This window comes from Streptomyces sp. PsTaAH-137 (assembly GCF_003259365.1).
Taxonomy (GTDB): domain Bacteria; phylum Actinomycetota; class Actinomycetes; order Streptomycetales; family Streptomycetaceae; genus Streptomyces.
Genome location: NZ_QLLY01000001.1, coordinates 554,449 through 570,206 on the forward strand (window position 1 = coordinate 554,449; position 15,758 = coordinate 570,206).

The window sequence follows — 15,758 nt, forward strand, 5'->3', positions numbered from 1 at the left end:
GTCAGTCGTTCGGGCCGGGGCCGCGGTCCCGGCCCGATACGACGGGGGTGAGGCTGCGCAGGGCGAGGCCCGCGGCGATCAGGGTGAAGCAGCCGACGACGAGGCCCAGCAGGGCGAGCGGGCTCAGGCCGGTCATGGCGAGCGCGCCGGTGCCGGCGCCTCCGATCATTCCGGCGCCGATCGGGTTTCCGTACAAGGGAATCAACTCCGCTGAGAGTAGGGGCGGTTGAGAGGGGGGTCGGTCAGGTGGCGACCCAGTGGGCCTCGCGGCGCAGCGCCAGGTCGAACAAGGACCGGACGAACACGGCCTGCCGGAACAGGTCGTAGAGCAGTTCCGGGAGAAGGGGCAGCGCGAGGAGCGTGGCCCGTGGGCCCAGACGGCGCACGGTCAGGGTGCGTTCGGCGACGAAGATCAGCATGATCGCGGACCAGAACGGCGAGAAACCCACCCAGCCCACCAGCGTGAGGTTCAGGATCGCGAACAGCAGGAACAGGGCGAGCGCGAGGGCACCGACGCCGAGCATGAACTGCTGGAAGAAGTACTTCCTGGTGACCGGCGTCCAGCCGTAGTCGCGCAGATTCTCCAGGGCGCCCCGCTGCCAGCGAAGCCGCTGGTGCCACAGCTTGCCGACCGACGGCATCACCTCCGTGACCAGCCAGCAGCCGTCGGGGGAGACCGTGCGGTGGCCGAGCGTCTTCACCGCCTTCGTGATCTCGTCGTCCTCGGTGAGCGAGGCGAGGGAGTAGTAGCTGTCGCCGCCGCCGATCACGCCGTCGAGACGGGCCTCGCGCACCTGACGCAGGACGGACGCGCGGAACAGGCTGCCGGTGCCGGTCAGCACCACGGCCTCGTTGTCCTTGCGGCGGATCTCCAGGGCGTAGCGCTGGTACTCCATGCGCTGCAACTGGCCGAGGAGACCGCCGCCCTGCTCCCCGTAGAAGACACCGCCGACCGCGCCGACCGTCCCGTCCGCCATGGCGTCGACCGCGCACTCCACGAACCCGGGGTTCAGGACGGTGTCCGCGTCCTGTACGAGCACCAGCGCGTCGTCGGCGAGATCCGCGAGCAGGGGGATGAGGGCCTGGTTGAGGGCGCCGGCCTTCTTGTCCTCGTTGGCGGTGGGGACGAAGACCTCGGCGCCGCAGTGGCCGGCGATCCGCGCGGTGTGGTCCGTGCAGTTGTCGGCGACCACGACGATCCGGTCCGGGCGCACCGTCTGCCGGTACAGACCGGCGAGGGTGGCGACGATGCGGTCCTGTTCGTTGTGCGCGGGGATGAGTGCGACGAGCGTCATTGACCTGCTGTCCCTTGCTCGGCCGGGGCTGTCGCCGGCGGATCGCCCGGCGACGTCCACGACGGTGCGCGCGCGGGGGAGCGGCAAGGGTGCACGCGGGTTGCAGCAGGGTTGCAGAGGCGTCCGAAAGGCGGAACGGGACGTTCGGCCCGGGACCTACGCCGGGTGTGGGCCGGGCACGACGTACCGGTACCCGACTCCCCGTACGGTCTCGACGGGGGCCTCGGCGCCCGTGGCGCGGGTGACGGCGCGGCGCAGGCGCAGCACGGCGTACTTCACCCGGGACGGATCGCCGTCGGGGCGGGAGCGCCAGGCGTGGCGCAGCAACTGCTCGGGGGAGAGCACCTGCCCGGCGTTGCGGGCCAGGACGTGCAGCACGTCGAACTCCAGCGACGTCAGCGGGACGAACCGGCCCCGCACGGTCGCCTCACGGGCCGCGAGATCCAGCCGGAGCCAGCCGTCCTCGATGAGCTGCGCGGGCGGTGTGACCGGGGTCGCCCTGCGCAGCCGGGCCAGGATCACGGCCTTGGCCAGCCCGTCGGGCATTCCGTACCAGAGCACGTCGTCGGCGCCGCCCTCCAGCGCGCGCAGCGCCTCGGCCCGCCGGAACGCCCGGTCGACGGCCACGATGCGCAGTTCCTCGGACAGCTCGCGGACCCGCCGCAGCACCTCGAAGGAGTCCGGGGCGCGCAGCCGCAGCCCGAGGACCAGCAGGTCGGGCCGGTAGCGGTACACGTCCCGCACCACCTCCCGGCCGCAGGTCTCCAGCCGGTACGAGAACCGGGGGTCCTCCAGCTCGGCCAGCCACTCCAGGGGCGCGTCGCCCGGCGACGCCACCAGGAGCAGCGGCAGCGCCCGGCCCTGCACACCCCGCGCGGAAGCCTCCATGACCCCATGCTCCGGCGGGCCCGGCGCCGTGTCGCGCGGAGCGCGGCGCCCGCCGCCGCTGAACGCGACGGATGCGCGGGCCCGCGCCCCCTCGACAGCGCGAACGGTGACGGCTACGCGCGGCGCCACTCCGGCACCGGCGGCGCCTCATGGCGCACCCCCGCGCCCAGCGCCTCCCCGATCACCGCGGGATCGTCGATCCGGTCGGCCCGCACGACGACATCCGCGCCGGCCGGCGTCACCAGGGACTTGCTGAAGACGATGACCGCCCACGCGTCGTCGGCGCCCATCTCGCGCACCTCCCACTCGCTCGACAGCGCGGCCAGCACCCCGCGCCCCCGCCAGCGGTAGACGGATCCCGGGCGCGCCGTGAGACGGGTGTCGACGCCGAGAATGTGGCGCTCCCGCCCGCTCCGGGTGCGGTAGGCGACGTCGTCGGTCATCCGCGGCGGCCCCGCACCGGCCTCCGCCGGCGGGCCGTAGGTGAAGGTCGCGCCGGTGCGCCGGTCGCCCTGCCACAGCGGGAACGAGGAGCAGACGATGTGCCAGGTGCCCGCCAGCCGGGCCGGAGTGATGTCGAGGTGATCCATGGGGCGGACCCTACGGCGTACCGCCGAGGGCCCGCCCTCACGGTCCGTGTTCACCCGAGTGGCGGGAGTGAGGGAGCGGCCATAGCCTGGCTGTCGTGGCAGCGCCCGGCGCGAATCTGCCACCGGCGCGCGCGGGGGTGCGCCCGCTCCCAAGCCGGGACACGAGGTGAGAACGATGGACGCCCTGCACCTGCCCGTGATCGTCATCCTGATCGGAGCGGTGTTCTTCCTGCTGCGCAAAGGCGGCGGAAAGCTCTCCCACATCGCCGTGGGCGCGGCCTTCGGCTTCTACCTGGCGGGCACGTCGGCGGCGTCCGCCGTGTCCTCCACGCTGGACTCCGCGGTCACGGCCATCAGCTCCCTGATGTGACCGGACGGGTCAGCGCAGCCCGGCGAAGAGATCGTTCTCGGGAACGGGCGCGCCGGTCGTGTCCTGGACCCGGACGAAGTGCTCCATGCCCATGAACTCGCCGAACCGCTCCTTGCCCATCTTCAGGAAGAAGATGTTCTCCCCCTGACTGGCGTGCGCGGCCAGCGAGTCGAACTTCTGGCCGCTGAACGCCGTGGTGTCCACCCAGGTGGTGATCTCCTCGTCGGGGAGGCCGATCTCCGCCATCGCGGCGGCCTCGGCGGGGTCCGGCTCCGGCATCTCCGGGTGGAACTCGCGCATGATCTCCCCGAACCGCTGCATCCCGGAGCGGGGCATCGTGGTCCAGTACACCTTCGGGGTCAGGCCGGTCATCGCCACCGCCGCCATCGTGATGCGGTGGGCCTGGATGTGGTCGGGGTGGCCGTAGAAGCCGTTCTCGTCATAGGTGACGACCACATCGGGCTCGTAGTGCCGCATGAGGTCCGCGAGCCGGGCCGCGCCCTCCTCCACGGGGGTCTGCCAGAAGGCCCCGGGGGCGTCGTTGCCGGGCCAGCCCATCATCCCGGAGTCGCCGTAGCCGAGGGTCTCCAGGTCGCTGATCTTCAGGACCTCGCAGCTCGCCTCCAGTTCCTGACGGCGCATCCGGGCGACGGCCGCCGGATCGTGCCCGGGGTCGCCGGGCTTGACCCCTCCCGGTCCGTCACCGCAGGAGCCGTCGGTACATGTCACCAGCACCGTGCGGATGCCCTCGGAGGCGTACCGCGCGAGGACCCCTCCGGTGCTGGTGGCCTCGTCGTCGGGGTGGGCGTGCACGGCCATGAGCGTCAAAGGCCGGTCGGTCATGTGAATAGTCCTTCTGCAGAAGCCACGTAAGGCTCCCAGTGTGCGGCAGACGCACCGGAACCGGGTCAGCGGCCGCCCGGCAGCGTGATCCCGCAGGCCCTCATCCTGCGGTGGATCGTCGTGCGGGAGATGCCGAGCCGCCGCGCCGACGGCAGTTTGCTGCCGTCCGCCGCCGGCTGGGCCCGCTGATGCGAGCTGCTCGACTCGTACTTGAACCGGGAGGCGGACGTCCGGTCCGGCGGGGGAGCGCCGGGCCGGACACGGCAGCTCCTATCGGCCGTCCGCCAGCACCACACAGGCGCCGAGATGCCAGGTCTGGCCCTCCTTCGCCGACAGTTCCAGATCCACCGCGCGCCCCTCGGCCCCGTCGCCCAACGGCACCTGGAGCCAGGTGAACTCACGGCCGTCGAGCTGCTCGCTGCGGGCCTTCTCCACGCCGTCGACCCGGACGACCAGTGTCCTGTTGAGCGTGTTGGGGTCGCCGGTCAGCAGGTGTGCGGTGCACGGACCGGCGGGCAGCGTCAGACGGAGCACGGCCGGGGCGCTGTCCCGTACGTAGTCGCGGCGGACCACGTCGAACAGACCGGTGTCCGTGGCGTCCGGGGTGTTCCCGACCCAGCCGAAGGCCGCGCCCTCGCGCCAACCGCTGCCGGGGGAGAGGCGGTTGTAGTCCTTCAGTACCGGCGACGAGTCGGCGCCGGCGTCCAGCGCGTGCACACAGCGGGCGGCGGGCGGGAGGACGACCGCCTCGGCCCGACTGCGCAGGGACGCGTCGAGGACCCGCACCGAGCCCGACCTGGGGCGCGCGTGCAGCGTGGTGAGCGCGGGAGCCACGGGAGGGACGACGGGCACCTTCACCGTCACGTCCTTCTCGGAGTCCACGTAACCGGTCACCTCCTCGGCCTGCCAGCCCTCGGGCACGTCGAGCCCGGTCACCGTGCGCAGCCCCGAGCCGGTCGCGTTGACGATCTGCACGGGCAGCTCGTTGCGCTCGCCGCCCAGCAGCACCGTGTCCGCCGGGGCGACGACCGCCTGGAGCCACTCGCGCCGCTCGTCACGGATCCGGCTCAGCTCGAACCAGTAGGCGACCAGCGTGTCCCGCCACTCGGCGGCCCGCGCGCCCTGCTCCCCGAACAGCCGGGAGACCTCGGTGAGCCGCCGCAAATCGACCCGGCGGCGCAGCGCGTCCCAGGAGGCCCGCATGTCCGCCACCCGTGCCGCGCCGTCGAAGTGCGTGTCGTAGATGCGCTGGACGACGGTGTCCCCGTTCGCCAGGCGGTGCGTGTACGGGACGTGGTGCAGGAACAGCAGCAGTTCCTCCGGGCAGTGCTCCAACGACTCGTACGCGTCGCGGATCGCGGGCGCGTACAGCGCGGGATAGCCGTCGCCGGTCGCCACGGTGCGGTCGTAGCCGATGCCCGTACGGTCCGACTTGTGGAACTGGGTGGTCGTGGTCGGGCTGGGGTCGAAGTGCCCGGTCACCGAGCCGTCCGGCGGGTGCGTGAGGTAGCCCGTGCCCAGTGGTGACGTGTAGTCCTCGTACGTGCGCCAGGACCCGAGCAGCAGCGCGGAGACCGTCCTGACCACCTCGGCGTCGTTGCCGAACGTCATCCGGGTCCACTCGTCGGCCAGGTGCTCGGCCGACAGCTCCGGGTTCCACGCCAGGCGCCCGTAGCCGTGGGTGTTGGCGGCGGCGAGGTGGGAGCCGGTCCAGTTGCGGGCGTCGCCGAAGTTCATCACCCCGGCGAACCCGTAGTGCGTGTAGCTGTGCACCTTGCCGGTCACGACCCGGGCCACGGTGCTGCCCTCGCCCGCCTTGAGCGTGTCGAAGTCAAGGACCTCCTTCCACTGCGGGACGAGGTAGCACAGGTGTGTGGCGTGCCCGGTGTACTCCTGCGTCACCTGGAGCTCGATCATCGAGTTGGTGTGCGGCAGCGAGCCGAACAGCGGGTGCGCGGGCTCGCGCACCTGGAAGTCGATCGGCCCGTTCTTGATCTGCACGACAGCGTTGTCAGCGAATGTCCCGTCGAGGGGCGTGAAGTCGAGGTAGCCCTGGCGGTCCCACTTCGCGTCCGTGTCGTGCACGAAGGCCCGCCACATCACGACACCGCCGTACGGCTCCACCGCGCCCGCCAGCAGATTGGCCCCGTCGGCGTGGGTGCGCCCGTAGTCCAGCGGGCCGGGCCGCCCTTCCGAGTTGGCCTTGACCAGGAAGCCGCCGAAGTCCTCGATCTTCCCGTAGATCTCCGCGGCCTTCTTCGCCCACCAGTCGCGCACGCCCGCGTCGAACGGGTCGGCGGTCTTCAGGCCGCCCAGGTCGATGGGCGCCGCGAAGTTCGCCGTCACGTACAGCGTCACGCCCCAGCGGCGCAGCACGCCGGCCAGCGCGGCCAGCTTGGTGAGGAACGGCTCGGCGAGATAGTCCGCGGGCGTGTTGACGTTGTTGATCACGGCCGCGTTGATGCCGAGCGAGCCGAGCACGCGCGCGTAGTCCGTGTACCGCTCGTCGAGCTTCGGCAGCTCGTCCCAGTCGAAGAAGGACCGGCCCGCGTAGCCGCGCTCGATCGACCCGTCGATGTTGTCCCAGTGATCGGCCACCCGCAGCGGCGCGGCGGGCCGCTCGGTGAGGTCGACGCGGTCGAGCGACTGCCCGGTCTGGACGAGGCGCAGCAGATGGAACGCGCCGTAGAGCACCCCGCGGTCGGCCGGGGCCGCCACGACGATGCGGGTGCTTCCGTCCCGGGTGACCCGGCGCACGACGTATCCCTCGTCACCGAGGCCGGCGAGGTCGGCTTCCGGCACCAGCGAGCGGACCAGAGCGGAATCGGCGGGCGTGCCCACGACCAGCGCCGGGCCCGACGGGGCCGTGCCGCGCGCCGTCACCCGGCGGCCGAGCAGCCCGGACAGCCCGCGGGTCAGCTCCTCGACGGCGGACCGCTGGACCGGCCCGCCGCCCTGCCAGACCAGATGCCGCAACGCCTCCCGATAGTGGGCGAGTCGAGACGCGTCCGCCACCCGCGGATAGCGCAGCCACAGCTCGTAGCCGTCCTCGGCGGGCAGCGCGGCGGCCGCCGTACGCGGGTGTGCCGACGCGGGCGCGGACAGGCCGAGCGAACCGGCCGCGCCGCCCAGGGCGGCCGCGGACAGGACGCTGCGGCGCCGTATTCCTGAACTCATGTCTCCCACTTCCATCGTTGGAGAAGGCGTGCGTTGCGGGGCGTGCGCAGGCGCCGGAGCGGGGTCCGGCGCCTGCGCCTCACCGCTGGATCAGGGTGCCCAGGGCGCCTCCACGGCCCAGGTCGTGTCCTCGGTGAACAGCGAAGGGTTGTCGGCGGCCCGGGAGCCGCCCGGTACGGCCAGGTAGACCTCGGCGTTGTAGTGCCGCAGGTACTGGCCCGGGTAGTTCTGCGCCATCAGCCGGACCCCGCCCTGCCCGGGCACCGCGCAGAACGTGGCGTCCGCCTTGAACAGCGCCGAGCCGTCACCGGCCTCCCGGTGCACCCGGAACTCGCGGTGGCGCAGGTACTCGCCCGGGTAGTTGCGGGACTCGAACGAGTAGCAGGAGCTGTCGGAGAGGCCGGGCACGACCCGCCACGTGGCGTCGTTCTTCAGCAGGTCGCTGCTGGCGGAGTTGACGACCTCCGTGTAGGCGAGGGCGTCCTTGTGGCGGATGTAGCGGTCGGTGTAGCCGGGGGTGATGACCCGCAGCGACTTCAGGCCGGTGGGCAGCGTCGTGGGCCCGCCCGGGTTCGCGGAGGCCGCGATCAGCGCCTGGTTGGCCGCCTTCACCCGCGCCGCGTCGACCTTGACCACCTGACGGTCGTACGTCATGAGGCCGTTGACCTCGTTCTCGACATCGGTGATCTCCGTGTACACGGAGGCCGAGAGGCCGGCCGGCATCTGTTGCAGGCGCAGCGCGTCGATGAGTCCGACGAACCGGTTGTTCAGGTGCGCGGCGTCGGCCTGGTCCTCGTAGGAGAAGCCGTTGCCCGGCGACCACTCGTGGCCCGACACCTTCATCCCGAGCCCGCCGTACTCGCCGAGGACCGCCGCCCGGGTCGAGGACGGACTCGTCACCCCCGGGCCCACGTACACGTGATGGTCGATCACGTCGCCGTTGCCGCCGTCGACCGCGCCGCAGCAGTTGATGCCGCTCATGTTGTCGACGAGCCGCGAGGGGTCGGCCGCCTTCACCTTGTCGGCGATACGGGCCTGGTCGTACTGGCCCCAGCCCTCGTTCTCGTCGACCCACATCACCAGCGACGGCGAACTGCGGTGCTCGTCGATGATCTGGTCGAACTCCGCCTCCCACTGGGTGCGGGCCGCCGAGTCCGGGGTGCGGGTGTCCATCGCTGGCATGTCCTGCCACACCAGCAGGCCCAGCTTGTCGGCCCAGTAGAACCAGCGCTGCGGCTCGACCTTGATGTGCTTGCGGACCATGTTGAAGCCGAGGTCCTTGTGCTTCTGGAGGTCGTACTTGAGGGCGTCGTCCGTCGGCGCGGTGTAGATGCCGTCCGGCCAGTAGCCCTGGTCGAGGGTGCCGGTCTGGAAGACGAACTTGCCGTTGAGCAGCAGCCGTTGCTTGCCGTTGACCGTGCCCCGCGAGATCGAGCGCATCCCCGTGTACGAGCCGACGGAGTCGACGACCGTGGAACCGGAGAGGAGTTCGGCCTTCACGTCGTACAGGAACGGGTCGTCCGGCGACCACAGATGCGGGTTGGTGATCTTCACCGTCAGCTCCGAGCCGACCGCGCCCGTCGCCGTGCCGACCGTCGTCCCGCCCGAACTGACTGTGACCCGCGCGCTCTGCCCGCTGACACCCGCGCCCTGCACGGTGACCCGCAGCGTCGAGTCGAAGAGCCGCGGCACCATGTCGAGCCGGGTGACGTGCGCCGTGGCGGTCGGCTCCAGCCAGACGGTCTGCCAGATGCCGGAGGCGGCCGTGTAGAAGATGCCGCCGCCGGGGTGCGGCGTCACGTCGTTGATGCGCTGCTTGCCCACGGCCTGGCCGCCGGTCTGGGTCGGGTCGAAGACCGAGACGACGATCGTGTTGGTGCCGCCGTTGAGCAGCGGCGTGATGTCGTAGCCGAACGCGTCGTAGCCGCCGCTGTGGACCGCTCCGGCCTGCTGGCCGTTGACCCACACCGTCGTACGCCAGTCACTGGCACCGAAGTTGAGCTGGACCCGGCGGCCGTTCCAGCCCGCCGGCACGGTGAACGTGCGCTTGTACCAGAGCTTGTCGTTCTCGGTGATCTTGCGCTGGATGCCGGAGAGCGCGGACTCCGCGACGAACGGCACCCGGATCTGGTCGGTGAAGGACGCCGGCTGCCCCGCGTCCTTCCCGGTGACGGCGAAGTCCCAGATGCCGTTGAGATTGGCCCAGTCGGGCCGGGTCAGCTGCGGCCTCGGATACTCCGGCAGCGGGTTGTCCCGGGAGACCTGGGCGGTCCACGGGGTCGTCATGGGTGCGGGCTTGGGGCTCCAGGCGGCGGGCGCCGCCGCGGCGGCCGGGGCCAGCATCGTGACACCGCCCAGGAAGAGGGCGAGAACGGCCAGCAGAATACCGGCGGGTCTTAAGCCGGTGGGACGCAAGGGCATGGGGGTGCTCCTTCGGCGGAGTGGTCGGAGTGGCAGTCGTGTTCCCTTGGTGCTGCCCCTGCCTTTTACAACGCTGTAAGTCGGCTGTACAGACTCCGCGTCAGAACTTCTTCTCCGGCCCCACTCATCACTCGCGGGCGGCGAATCGGCCCATTTGCGCCCACAGTCGGTGACCCTTCACCGGGATGGAGCATGATCGCTGTACATCGATGAACAGGGGCCCGGGCGGCCTAGCCCGAGCCCCTGTCCACCGCTGCGATCAGGCCGCGCCCGCCCGCAGCCCTTCCAGGTCGCTGCTGGTCAGCGGCTTCGGCTGATGGCTCTCGCTGACGAGGAGAACGGAGCAGTGGGCCGCGTGCGTGAGCGCGCTGGTGAAGCTGCCGTCGGCGAACTGCGCGAGCGCTCCGCGCGGGGAACGCCCGATGACGACCGTACGGGCGTCCACGCGCTCCGCGTGCTGCGCGAGGGCCCGGCCGGCGGCGGCGTGGTCGCCGAGACTGGCGAGGACCTGACCGTGGGCGGCGACGCCGTGCGCGGCGGCCCGGGCGAGGTGGGCGGTCACCGTGGCGCGGGCCCGACCGGCCGTCTCGGTCTCGGCGGCCTGCTCCTCGACGACGGCCGTCTCCCGGACGTGGACCACTTCGAGGACGCTGTCGCCCTCGGCGGCGATGCGGGCGGCGGCCTCCACGATGCCGGCGGCCCGCTCGTGGTCCCCGACGGCGACGATCACCCGCGGCGAACCGGCCGGAACGGGCTCGCCGATCGTGGTGAAGGACGGCGCGACCGGCTCCTCCTCGTTCAGCCCGGATTCCGCCCTGCGCAGCATCGTGTGGCCGGTGGCCAGCACGGGGATCGCCAGCAGGAAGGACGCGGCGCCCACGTAGAACGGCAGGCTCAGCCCTGCGGCGTCGGCGAGCTTGCCCGCCACGTAGGGGGCGATGCCGCCGCCGATGAAGCGGAGGAAACCGTACGCGGAGGACGCCACGGGCCGTTCGACCGGCGCCACCAGCATCACGGCCTGCGTGGTGAGGGTGTTGTTGATGCCGATGCAGGCACCGCTGACGATGACGGCCACGATCACCACGGCAGGCGTCTCCACGCACGCGGCGATCACCGCCATGATGACGCCCAGGGCGGCCAGATTCGCGTACAGCGTGGGAGCCGTGCCGAAGCGGGTCTGGAGACGCGGGGCGCCGAACACGCTGAACGCGGCGACGAGCAGCCCCCAGCCGGTGAAGACCAACCCGAGCCGGAGAGCGTCGAGTTCCATGGGGTAGGGCGCGTAGCCCAGCATCGTGAAGAAGCCCCAGTTGTACATCAGCGCGACGATGCCCATCGTCAGCAGGCTGCGGTGGCGCAGGGCCTTGAGCGGCGCGATCGGCGAGGTCGGCCGTTCGGGGCGCGGTGTGTTGGGGACCAGGACGACGGTCGCGACGAGGGCGACGGCCATGAGCGCGGCGACGCCGAAGAACGGGCCGCGCCAGCTGACGTCACCGAGCAGGCCGCCCAGGAGCGGGCCGACGGCGATGCCCAGGCCGAGCGCCGTCTCGTAGAGGATGATCGCGCCGCCGAAGCCGCCGCTGGCGGAGGCGACGATCACGGCCAGGGAGGTCGCGATGAACATCGCGTTGCCGAGGCCCCAGCCCGCGCGGAAGCCGACGATGCCGTTGATCGAGTCGGTCGAGCCGGCCAGCGCGGCGAAGACGACGATCACGGCCAGACCGATGACCAGGGTGCGCTTGGCGCCGATCCGGCTGGATATCCAGCCGACGAAGATCATGGCGACGGCCGTCACGATCAGATAGCTGCTGAACAGCAGGGAGACCTGGCTCGGCGAGGCGTCCAGGCTGCTGGCCAGGGCGGGCAGGATCGGATCGACGAGGCCGATGCCCATGAACGAGATCACGCAGGCGAACGCCACGGCCCAGACGGCCTTGGGCTGCTTGAACGGGCTGGCGGGCCGTTGGTGCGGTGTACTCATGACCACTTCCTCTTCCGGGTGCTTCAGTGAGCTTCCGTGGGCGCGAGGGTGAAGGCTGTGGACGGCGACACTCAGCGCTCTTCGTGGCTCCGGACGGCGCGGGCGAGCGCCGGAAGCGCGGTCCGCACCGCCTCCGACTCCGCATCGGACAGGGCCTCCAGGAGCTGCTGGAGCGCCAGCGCGCGCTCGGTCCGCCGCTGTTCCGCCGTGCGCCGGCCCGCGTCCGTCAGCCCGACCAGCACGCCCCGGCCGTCGGACCGGTCGGGCACCCTGCGCACCAGCCCCGCCTTCTCCATGCGGGACACGACCTGCGTCATGTTCGGCTGCGAGACGTTCTCCGCCCGCGCCAGCTCCGTCAGGCGCTGCGGCCCCTCCCGGTGCAGCCGGTTGAGCAGGGACGAGGACGCCCTGCTCAGACCGCCGGCCGTGGTGCCCTGCCGGACGAAGCGCACCGTGTCCTCGACCGCGAGCATCAGCTCCTCGGCGGAGGGGTCCGGGCGGAGGTCCATAACCTTCTTATGCATAAGCCCATGATGCATATGGATGTAGACGGAATCTAGTTCTGTGTGCGGGCCGTCCGGCGGAAAACGATCCAGAATGGTCCGAAAGGTGAGGGGGTGCGAAGGATGGGGAGTGCGCATGACCGACATCGAGATGGACGACGACCGCGACGCGGGCTTCCTGCGCGCCCGGATCGGCGGCGCCGACGGCGACGTCGCGGGGTACATCCAGTACTTCGTCCTGGAGGAGCCGCGGCGCGCCCTCGTCCCGGTGCACACCGTCGTGGAGCCCGCGCACGAGGGGAAGGGCATCGGCGGCTCCCTCGCCCGTGAGCTGTACGCGACCGCCGCCCGGGAGGCGATCGCGGTCGCGCCGCTGTGCCCGTTCGTCGTCGAGTGGGCGGCCCGGCACCCCGGCGAGGCGCCCGCGGCCCCCGCCGCGCTCCTGGACGCCGCGCGCGAGGCCGTCACGGACCACCCCGAGCTGTGGTGACCCGCACGGACGGGTGAGAGACCGCGGGGTGCCGGTGCGTAGGGTGCCGGACATGAAGCTGGCGCTCCTGCACACCTCACCCGTCCACGTCCCCGTCTTCGACGCCCTGCGCGACGCCGACCACCCCGGCCTCGTGCTCCGCCACGACGTGCGCGAGGAACTCCTGGAGCGGGCCCGCGCCGAAGGCCCCCGGTCCGTCGCCGACGACGTCCGTACGCTGCTGGAGGCGGCGGCCGCCGACGGGGCCGACGCCGTCCTGTGCACCTGCTCCAGCATCGGCGCCGTCGCCCAGGAACAGGCCGCGGCGGCCGGACTCCCCGTGCTCCGGGTCGACCGGCCGATGGCCGCGCGCGCCGTCGCCGAGGGGCCCCGCGTCGTCGTGGTCGCCACTCTCCGCAGCACCCTGGGCCCCACCGCCGCCCTCGTCGAGGAGGAGGCCGGCCGCGCCGGTCGCGCGGTCGACCTGCGCACCGTCCTGGTCGAGGACACCTGGGAGCTGTTCCTCGCCGGTGAGCACGCGCGCTACCTCGACCGGGTCGCCGAGGCCCTCGACGCCGTCACCGAGGACGAGGCCGACGTGATCGTGCTCGCCCAGGCGTCCCTGGCCGACGCCGCCGCACGCACCCGCACCACCGTCCCCGTGCTCTCCAGCCCGCGTCTCGGACTCGCCGCAGCGGCGGCGGAATGCGCACGGGGCAAAAACGCTTAGGTTGAAGGAAGTTGTCCGTGTCGCACCGCACCGCAGCCGAGGGACGAGGAACCGCCATGACCGACGTCGTCATCAGCCCGACCGGATGGGTCGCCGACCAGGCCCGTGTCTACGAGGAGTCCGGCGGCACCAAGGGCACCACCATCCAGGGCGCCCCCTGCCTGCTCCTCGACTACCAGGGCCGCAAGTCGGGCCAGTGGCGCCGCACCGTCCTCATTTACGGCCGCGACGGCGACGACCTGCTGATCGTCGCCTCGTACGGCGGCTCGGACCAGCACCCCCTGTGGTACCTGAACCTGGAGGCCAACCCGGAGGTACGGCTGCGCGTCGGGCCCGAGCGGTTCACCGCGCGCGCCGAGACCCTCTCGCCCGAGGACAAGGCCCGCGTCTGGGACTCCCTCGTCGAGCTGTTCCCGCCCTACGCCGAGTACCAGCGCAAGACCAGCCGCGACATCCCGGTGGTGCGACTCGTGCGGACCGAGGGCTGACCCGCACGGACGGCTGCGCACAGGGGCCGCTGACGAGCACGGGCGGCTTTCGGGATGCTTGGACTCGGCGCGCGTGGGCACGCGCCCCGGGAGACAGTGGAGGTTCGTCCGGCCCGGCGCTCTCGCGGGGCCGGTGGACCGAGCCCCTCCGAAACGCTGGAGGCATGTGATGACCCAGCCGTTCCCCGATCCCGTCCCGCCGGGCCCCACCCCGGGCCCTGGGCCGAGTCCGGGTCCCGGACCGGACGTCCCGGATCCGGGACCGCTCCCGGACCCGCTGCCGACGCCGATGCCCCGGCCCGTGCCGCAGCCCCCGCCGTCGCCGGTCCCGCCGGGCCCGAACCCGGACCCCGACCCGACACCGCCGGAGCCCGAGCCGTCACCCGTGTGAGCCAGTCCGCACGGGCCTGAACCGGTGGCTCGGGCCCGTGCGGCTCGGGCCCGTGGGCCTCAGGCCTCCACCTCGGAGCGGTCTCCGCCCCAGAGGGTGTGGAACGAGCCCTCGCGGTCGGTGCGCCGGTAGGTGTGCGCGCCGAAGAAGTCCCGCTGGCCCTGCGTGAGCGCGGCCGGCAGGCGCTCCGCGCGCAGCGCGTCGTAGTACGCGAGCGCCGCGGCGAAGCCCGGTGTGGGGACACCCTGGATGGTCGCGGCGACCAGGACGGCACGCCAGTCGTCCTGGGCCGCCGCGATCTCGTCCGCGAACTCCTTGTCGGAGAGCAGGCTCACCAGGCCGGGCTCGGCCTCGTACGCCGCCGTGATCCGGTCGAGGAAGGCCGCGCGGATGATGCAGCCGCCGCGCCAGATCCGGGCCACCGCGCCCGAGTCGATGTCCCAGTCGTACGTCTCGCTGCCCGCGGCGATCTCGTGGAAGCCCTGCGTGTACGACACGATCTTCGAGGCGTACAGCGCCTGCTCCACCCGGTCGGCGAAGGCCGCCGCCTCCGACTCCGGCAGCGCCAGCGCCGCCGGACCCGCCAGATGCTTCGACGCCGCGCGCAGGTCGGCGTGGCCGGACAGCGAGCGGGCGAACACCGCCTCCGCGATGCCGGAGACCGGAACGCCCAGGTCGAGGGCGATCTGCACGGTCCAGCGGCCGGTGCCCTTCTGCTCGGCCTGGTCCTGGACGACGTCGACGAACGGCTCGCCCGTCGCCTCGTCGACGTGGCTCAGCACCTCCGCCGTGATCTCGATCAGATACGAGTCGAGGCGCCCCTCGTTCCACGAACGGAAGATCTCCGCGATGCGCGCGGGGGAGTACCCGGCGACGTCGCGCAGCAACTGGTACGCCTCGCCGATGAGTTGCATGTCCGCGTACTCGATGCCGTTGTGCACCATCTTCACGAAGTGCCCGGCGCCGTCCGGACCGACGTGCGTCACGCACGGGGCGCCGTCCTTCGCCTTCGCGGAGATCTTCTCCAGCATCGGACCGAGCGAGTCGTACGACTCCACGCTGCCGCCGGGCATGATGCTCGGCCCGTGCAGCGCGCCCTCCTCGCCGCCGGAGATGCCGGTGCCGACGAAGTGGATGCCCTTCTCCCTGAGCTCCTTCTCGCGGCGGCGGGTGTCCGCGAAGTGCGCGTTCCCCCCGTCGATGATCATGTCCCCGGGCTCCAGGAGCGGCGCGAACTCCTGGATCACGGCGTCCGTGGCCTCGCCCGCCTTCACCATGACGACCAGGCGGCGGGGCCGCTCAAGGGCCGCCACGAACTCCTCGGCGGTCTCGGTGGGGACGAAGATGCCCTCCTCGCCGAACTCCTCGACAAGCTTGTGCGTGCGGGACGCGGTGCGGTTGTGGAGGGCGACGGTGTATCCGTTCCGGGCGAAGTTCCGGGCGAGGTTGCGGCCCATCACCGCGAGACCCGTGACACCGATCTGGGCTGTAGTGCTCATGCCTGTCGCTCCTGGATTGGGAAAATGAAAGATCTTGTTCAGTTCTGGCGTCGTGAGGCGTAGCGTGACTGCTCGTCCCCCCACGAGACATCCATGCGCAGTGCCCGTCCGCA

14 protein-coding genes are annotated in these 15,758 nt (G+C 71.8%); 4 read left to right on the forward strand and 10 right to left on the reverse strand.

All coding sequences use genetic code 11. The features are described 5' to 3' along the window. Position 1 precedes the first annotated feature (1 nt). The 4 genes from K377_RS41265 to K377_RS02385 all read right to left on the reverse strand — a co-directional run bounded on the left by K377_RS41265 (position 2) and on the right by K377_RS02385 (position 2,773). Positions 2-196: a hypothetical protein gene (locus tag K377_RS41265; protein WP_146614678.1), complete on the reverse strand. Its 195-nt coding sequence runs from the start codon at positions 194-196 to the stop codon at positions 2-4. A 46-nt stretch (positions 197-242) separates the two neighbouring features. Next, the gene (locus K377_RS02375; protein ID WP_111661368.1) at positions 243-1,295 is read right to left on the reverse strand and encodes a glycosyltransferase family 2 protein; all 1,053 of its coding nucleotides are present in this window, start codon (positions 1,293-1,295) and stop codon (positions 243-245) included. Positions 1,296-1,451: 156 nt separating this feature from the next. After that, on the reverse strand, positions 1,452-2,183 hold the full coding sequence (locus tag K377_RS02380) for a response regulator transcription factor (RefSeq protein ID WP_111661369.1): 732 nt from the start codon (positions 2,181-2,183) through the stop codon (positions 1,452-1,454). Between the two features lie 113 nt (positions 2,184-2,296). Beyond that, entirely contained in the window at positions 2,297-2,773 is a 477-nt protein-coding gene (locus K377_RS02385) for a hypothetical protein (RefSeq protein ID WP_111661370.1), read from the reverse strand. Positions 2,774-2,948: 175 nt separating this feature from the next. On the opposite strand from K377_RS02385, the gene K377_RS02390 reads away from it, so the two are divergent. Then, positions 2,949-3,143: a DUF2304 domain-containing protein gene (locus K377_RS02390; protein WP_111661371.1), complete on the forward strand. Its 195-nt coding sequence runs from the start codon at positions 2,949-2,951 to the stop codon at positions 3,141-3,143. 9 nt (positions 3,144-3,152) lie between these two features. Here K377_RS02390 and K377_RS02395 read toward each other — a convergent pair whose 3' ends face one another. The 5 genes from K377_RS02395 to K377_RS02420 all read right to left on the reverse strand — a co-directional run bounded on the left by K377_RS02395 (position 3,153) and on the right by K377_RS02420 (position 12,089). Next, entirely contained in the window at positions 3,153-3,986 is an 834-nt protein-coding gene (locus tag K377_RS02395) for a PIG-L family deacetylase (protein WP_111661372.1), read from the reverse strand. Positions 3,987-4,256: 270 nt separating this feature from the next. Then, on the reverse strand, positions 4,257-7,163 hold the full coding sequence (locus K377_RS02405) for an alpha-glucuronidase family glycosyl hydrolase (protein WP_111661374.1): 2,907 nt from the start codon (positions 7,161-7,163) through the stop codon (positions 4,257-4,259). A gap of 90 nt (positions 7,164-7,253) precedes the next feature. Beyond that, positions 7,254-9,584 (reverse strand): AbfB domain-containing protein, encoded by a 2,331-nt coding sequence (locus K377_RS02410; RefSeq protein ID WP_111661375.1) that lies wholly within the window; start codon positions 9,582-9,584, stop codon positions 7,254-7,256. 259 nt (positions 9,585-9,843) lie between these two features. Further along, on the reverse strand, positions 9,844-11,565 hold the full coding sequence (locus K377_RS02415; protein ID WP_111661376.1) for an MFS transporter: 1,722 nt from the start codon (positions 11,563-11,565) through the stop codon (positions 9,844-9,846). Between the two features lie 71 nt (positions 11,566-11,636). Then, the gene (locus tag K377_RS02420; RefSeq protein ID WP_111661377.1) at positions 11,637-12,089 is read right to left on the reverse strand and encodes a MarR family winged helix-turn-helix transcriptional regulator; all 453 of its coding nucleotides are present in this window, start codon (positions 12,087-12,089) and stop codon (positions 11,637-11,639) included. A gap of 115 nt (positions 12,090-12,204) precedes the next feature. Here K377_RS02420 and K377_RS02425 point away from each other — a divergent pair, with 115 nt between their 5' ends. Genes K377_RS02425 through K377_RS02435 form a run of 3 tightly spaced genes read left to right on the forward strand, consistent with a single transcriptional unit; the run spans position 12,205 to position 13,755 of the window. After that, the gene (locus tag K377_RS02425) at positions 12,205-12,558 is read left to right on the forward strand and encodes a GNAT family N-acetyltransferase (protein WP_111661378.1); all 354 of its coding nucleotides are present in this window, start codon (positions 12,205-12,207) and stop codon (positions 12,556-12,558) included. Positions 12,559-12,610: 52 nt separating this feature from the next. Continuing rightward, on the forward strand, positions 12,611-13,267 hold the full coding sequence (locus K377_RS02430) for an aspartate/glutamate racemase family protein (protein ID WP_111661379.1): 657 nt from the start codon (positions 12,611-12,613) through the stop codon (positions 13,265-13,267). Between the two features lie 56 nt (positions 13,268-13,323). After that, positions 13,324-13,755, forward strand: a complete 432-nt coding sequence (locus K377_RS02435; RefSeq protein WP_111661380.1) for a nitroreductase family deazaflavin-dependent oxidoreductase — start codon at positions 13,324-13,326, stop codon at positions 13,753-13,755. A 450-nt stretch (positions 13,756-14,205) separates the two neighbouring features. Here K377_RS02435 and gndA read toward each other — a convergent pair whose 3' ends face one another. Next, positions 14,206-15,645: an NADP-dependent phosphogluconate dehydrogenase gene (gene gndA / locus K377_RS02445; RefSeq protein WP_111661381.1), complete on the reverse strand. Its 1,440-nt coding sequence runs from the start codon at positions 15,643-15,645 to the stop codon at positions 14,206-14,208. Positions 15,646-15,758: the final 113 nt, after the last annotated feature.

Bases quoted from the DNA above. Each gene is read 5' to 3' on its own strand.
- K377_RS02375 (WP_111661368.1), bottom strand. From the start codon at position 1,295: ATGACGCTCGTCGCACTCATCCCCGCGCACAACGAACAGGACCGCATC.
- K377_RS02380 (WP_111661369.1), bottom strand. From the start codon at position 2,183: ATGGAGGCTTCCGCGCGGGGTGTGCAGGGCCGGGCGCTGCCGCTGCTC.
- K377_RS02385 (WP_111661370.1), bottom strand. From the start codon at position 2,773: ATGGATCACCTCGACATCACTCCGGCCCGGCTGGCGGGCACCTGGCAC.
- K377_RS02390 (WP_111661371.1), top strand. From the start codon at position 2,949: ATGGACGCCCTGCACCTGCCCGTGATCGTCATCCTGATCGGAGCGGTG.
- K377_RS02395 (WP_111661372.1), bottom strand. From the start codon at position 3,986: ATGACCGACCGGCCTTTGACGCTCATGGCCGTGCACGCCCACCCCGAC.
- K377_RS02405 (WP_111661374.1), bottom strand. From the start codon at position 7,163: ATGAGTTCAGGAATACGGCGCCGCAGCGTCCTGTCCGCGGCCGCCCTG.
- K377_RS02410 (WP_111661375.1), bottom strand. From the start codon at position 9,584: ATGCCCTTGCGTCCCACCGGCTTAAGACCCGCCGGTATTCTGCTGGCC.
- K377_RS02415 (WP_111661376.1), bottom strand. From the start codon at position 11,565: ATGAGTACACCGCACCAACGGCCCGCCAGCCCGTTCAAGCAGCCCAAG.
- K377_RS02420 (WP_111661377.1), bottom strand. From the start codon at position 12,089: ATGCATAAGAAGGTTATGGACCTCCGCCCGGACCCCTCCGCCGAGGAG.
- K377_RS02425 (WP_111661378.1), top strand. From the start codon at position 12,205: ATGACCGACATCGAGATGGACGACGACCGCGACGCGGGCTTCCTGCGC.
- K377_RS02430 (WP_111661379.1), top strand. From the start codon at position 12,611: ATGAAGCTGGCGCTCCTGCACACCTCACCCGTCCACGTCCCCGTCTTC.
- K377_RS02435 (WP_111661380.1), top strand. From the start codon at position 13,324: ATGACCGACGTCGTCATCAGCCCGACCGGATGGGTCGCCGACCAGGCC.
- gndA (WP_111661381.1), bottom strand. From the start codon at position 15,645: ATGAGCACTACAGCCCAGATCGGTGTCACGGGTCTCGCGGTGATGGGC.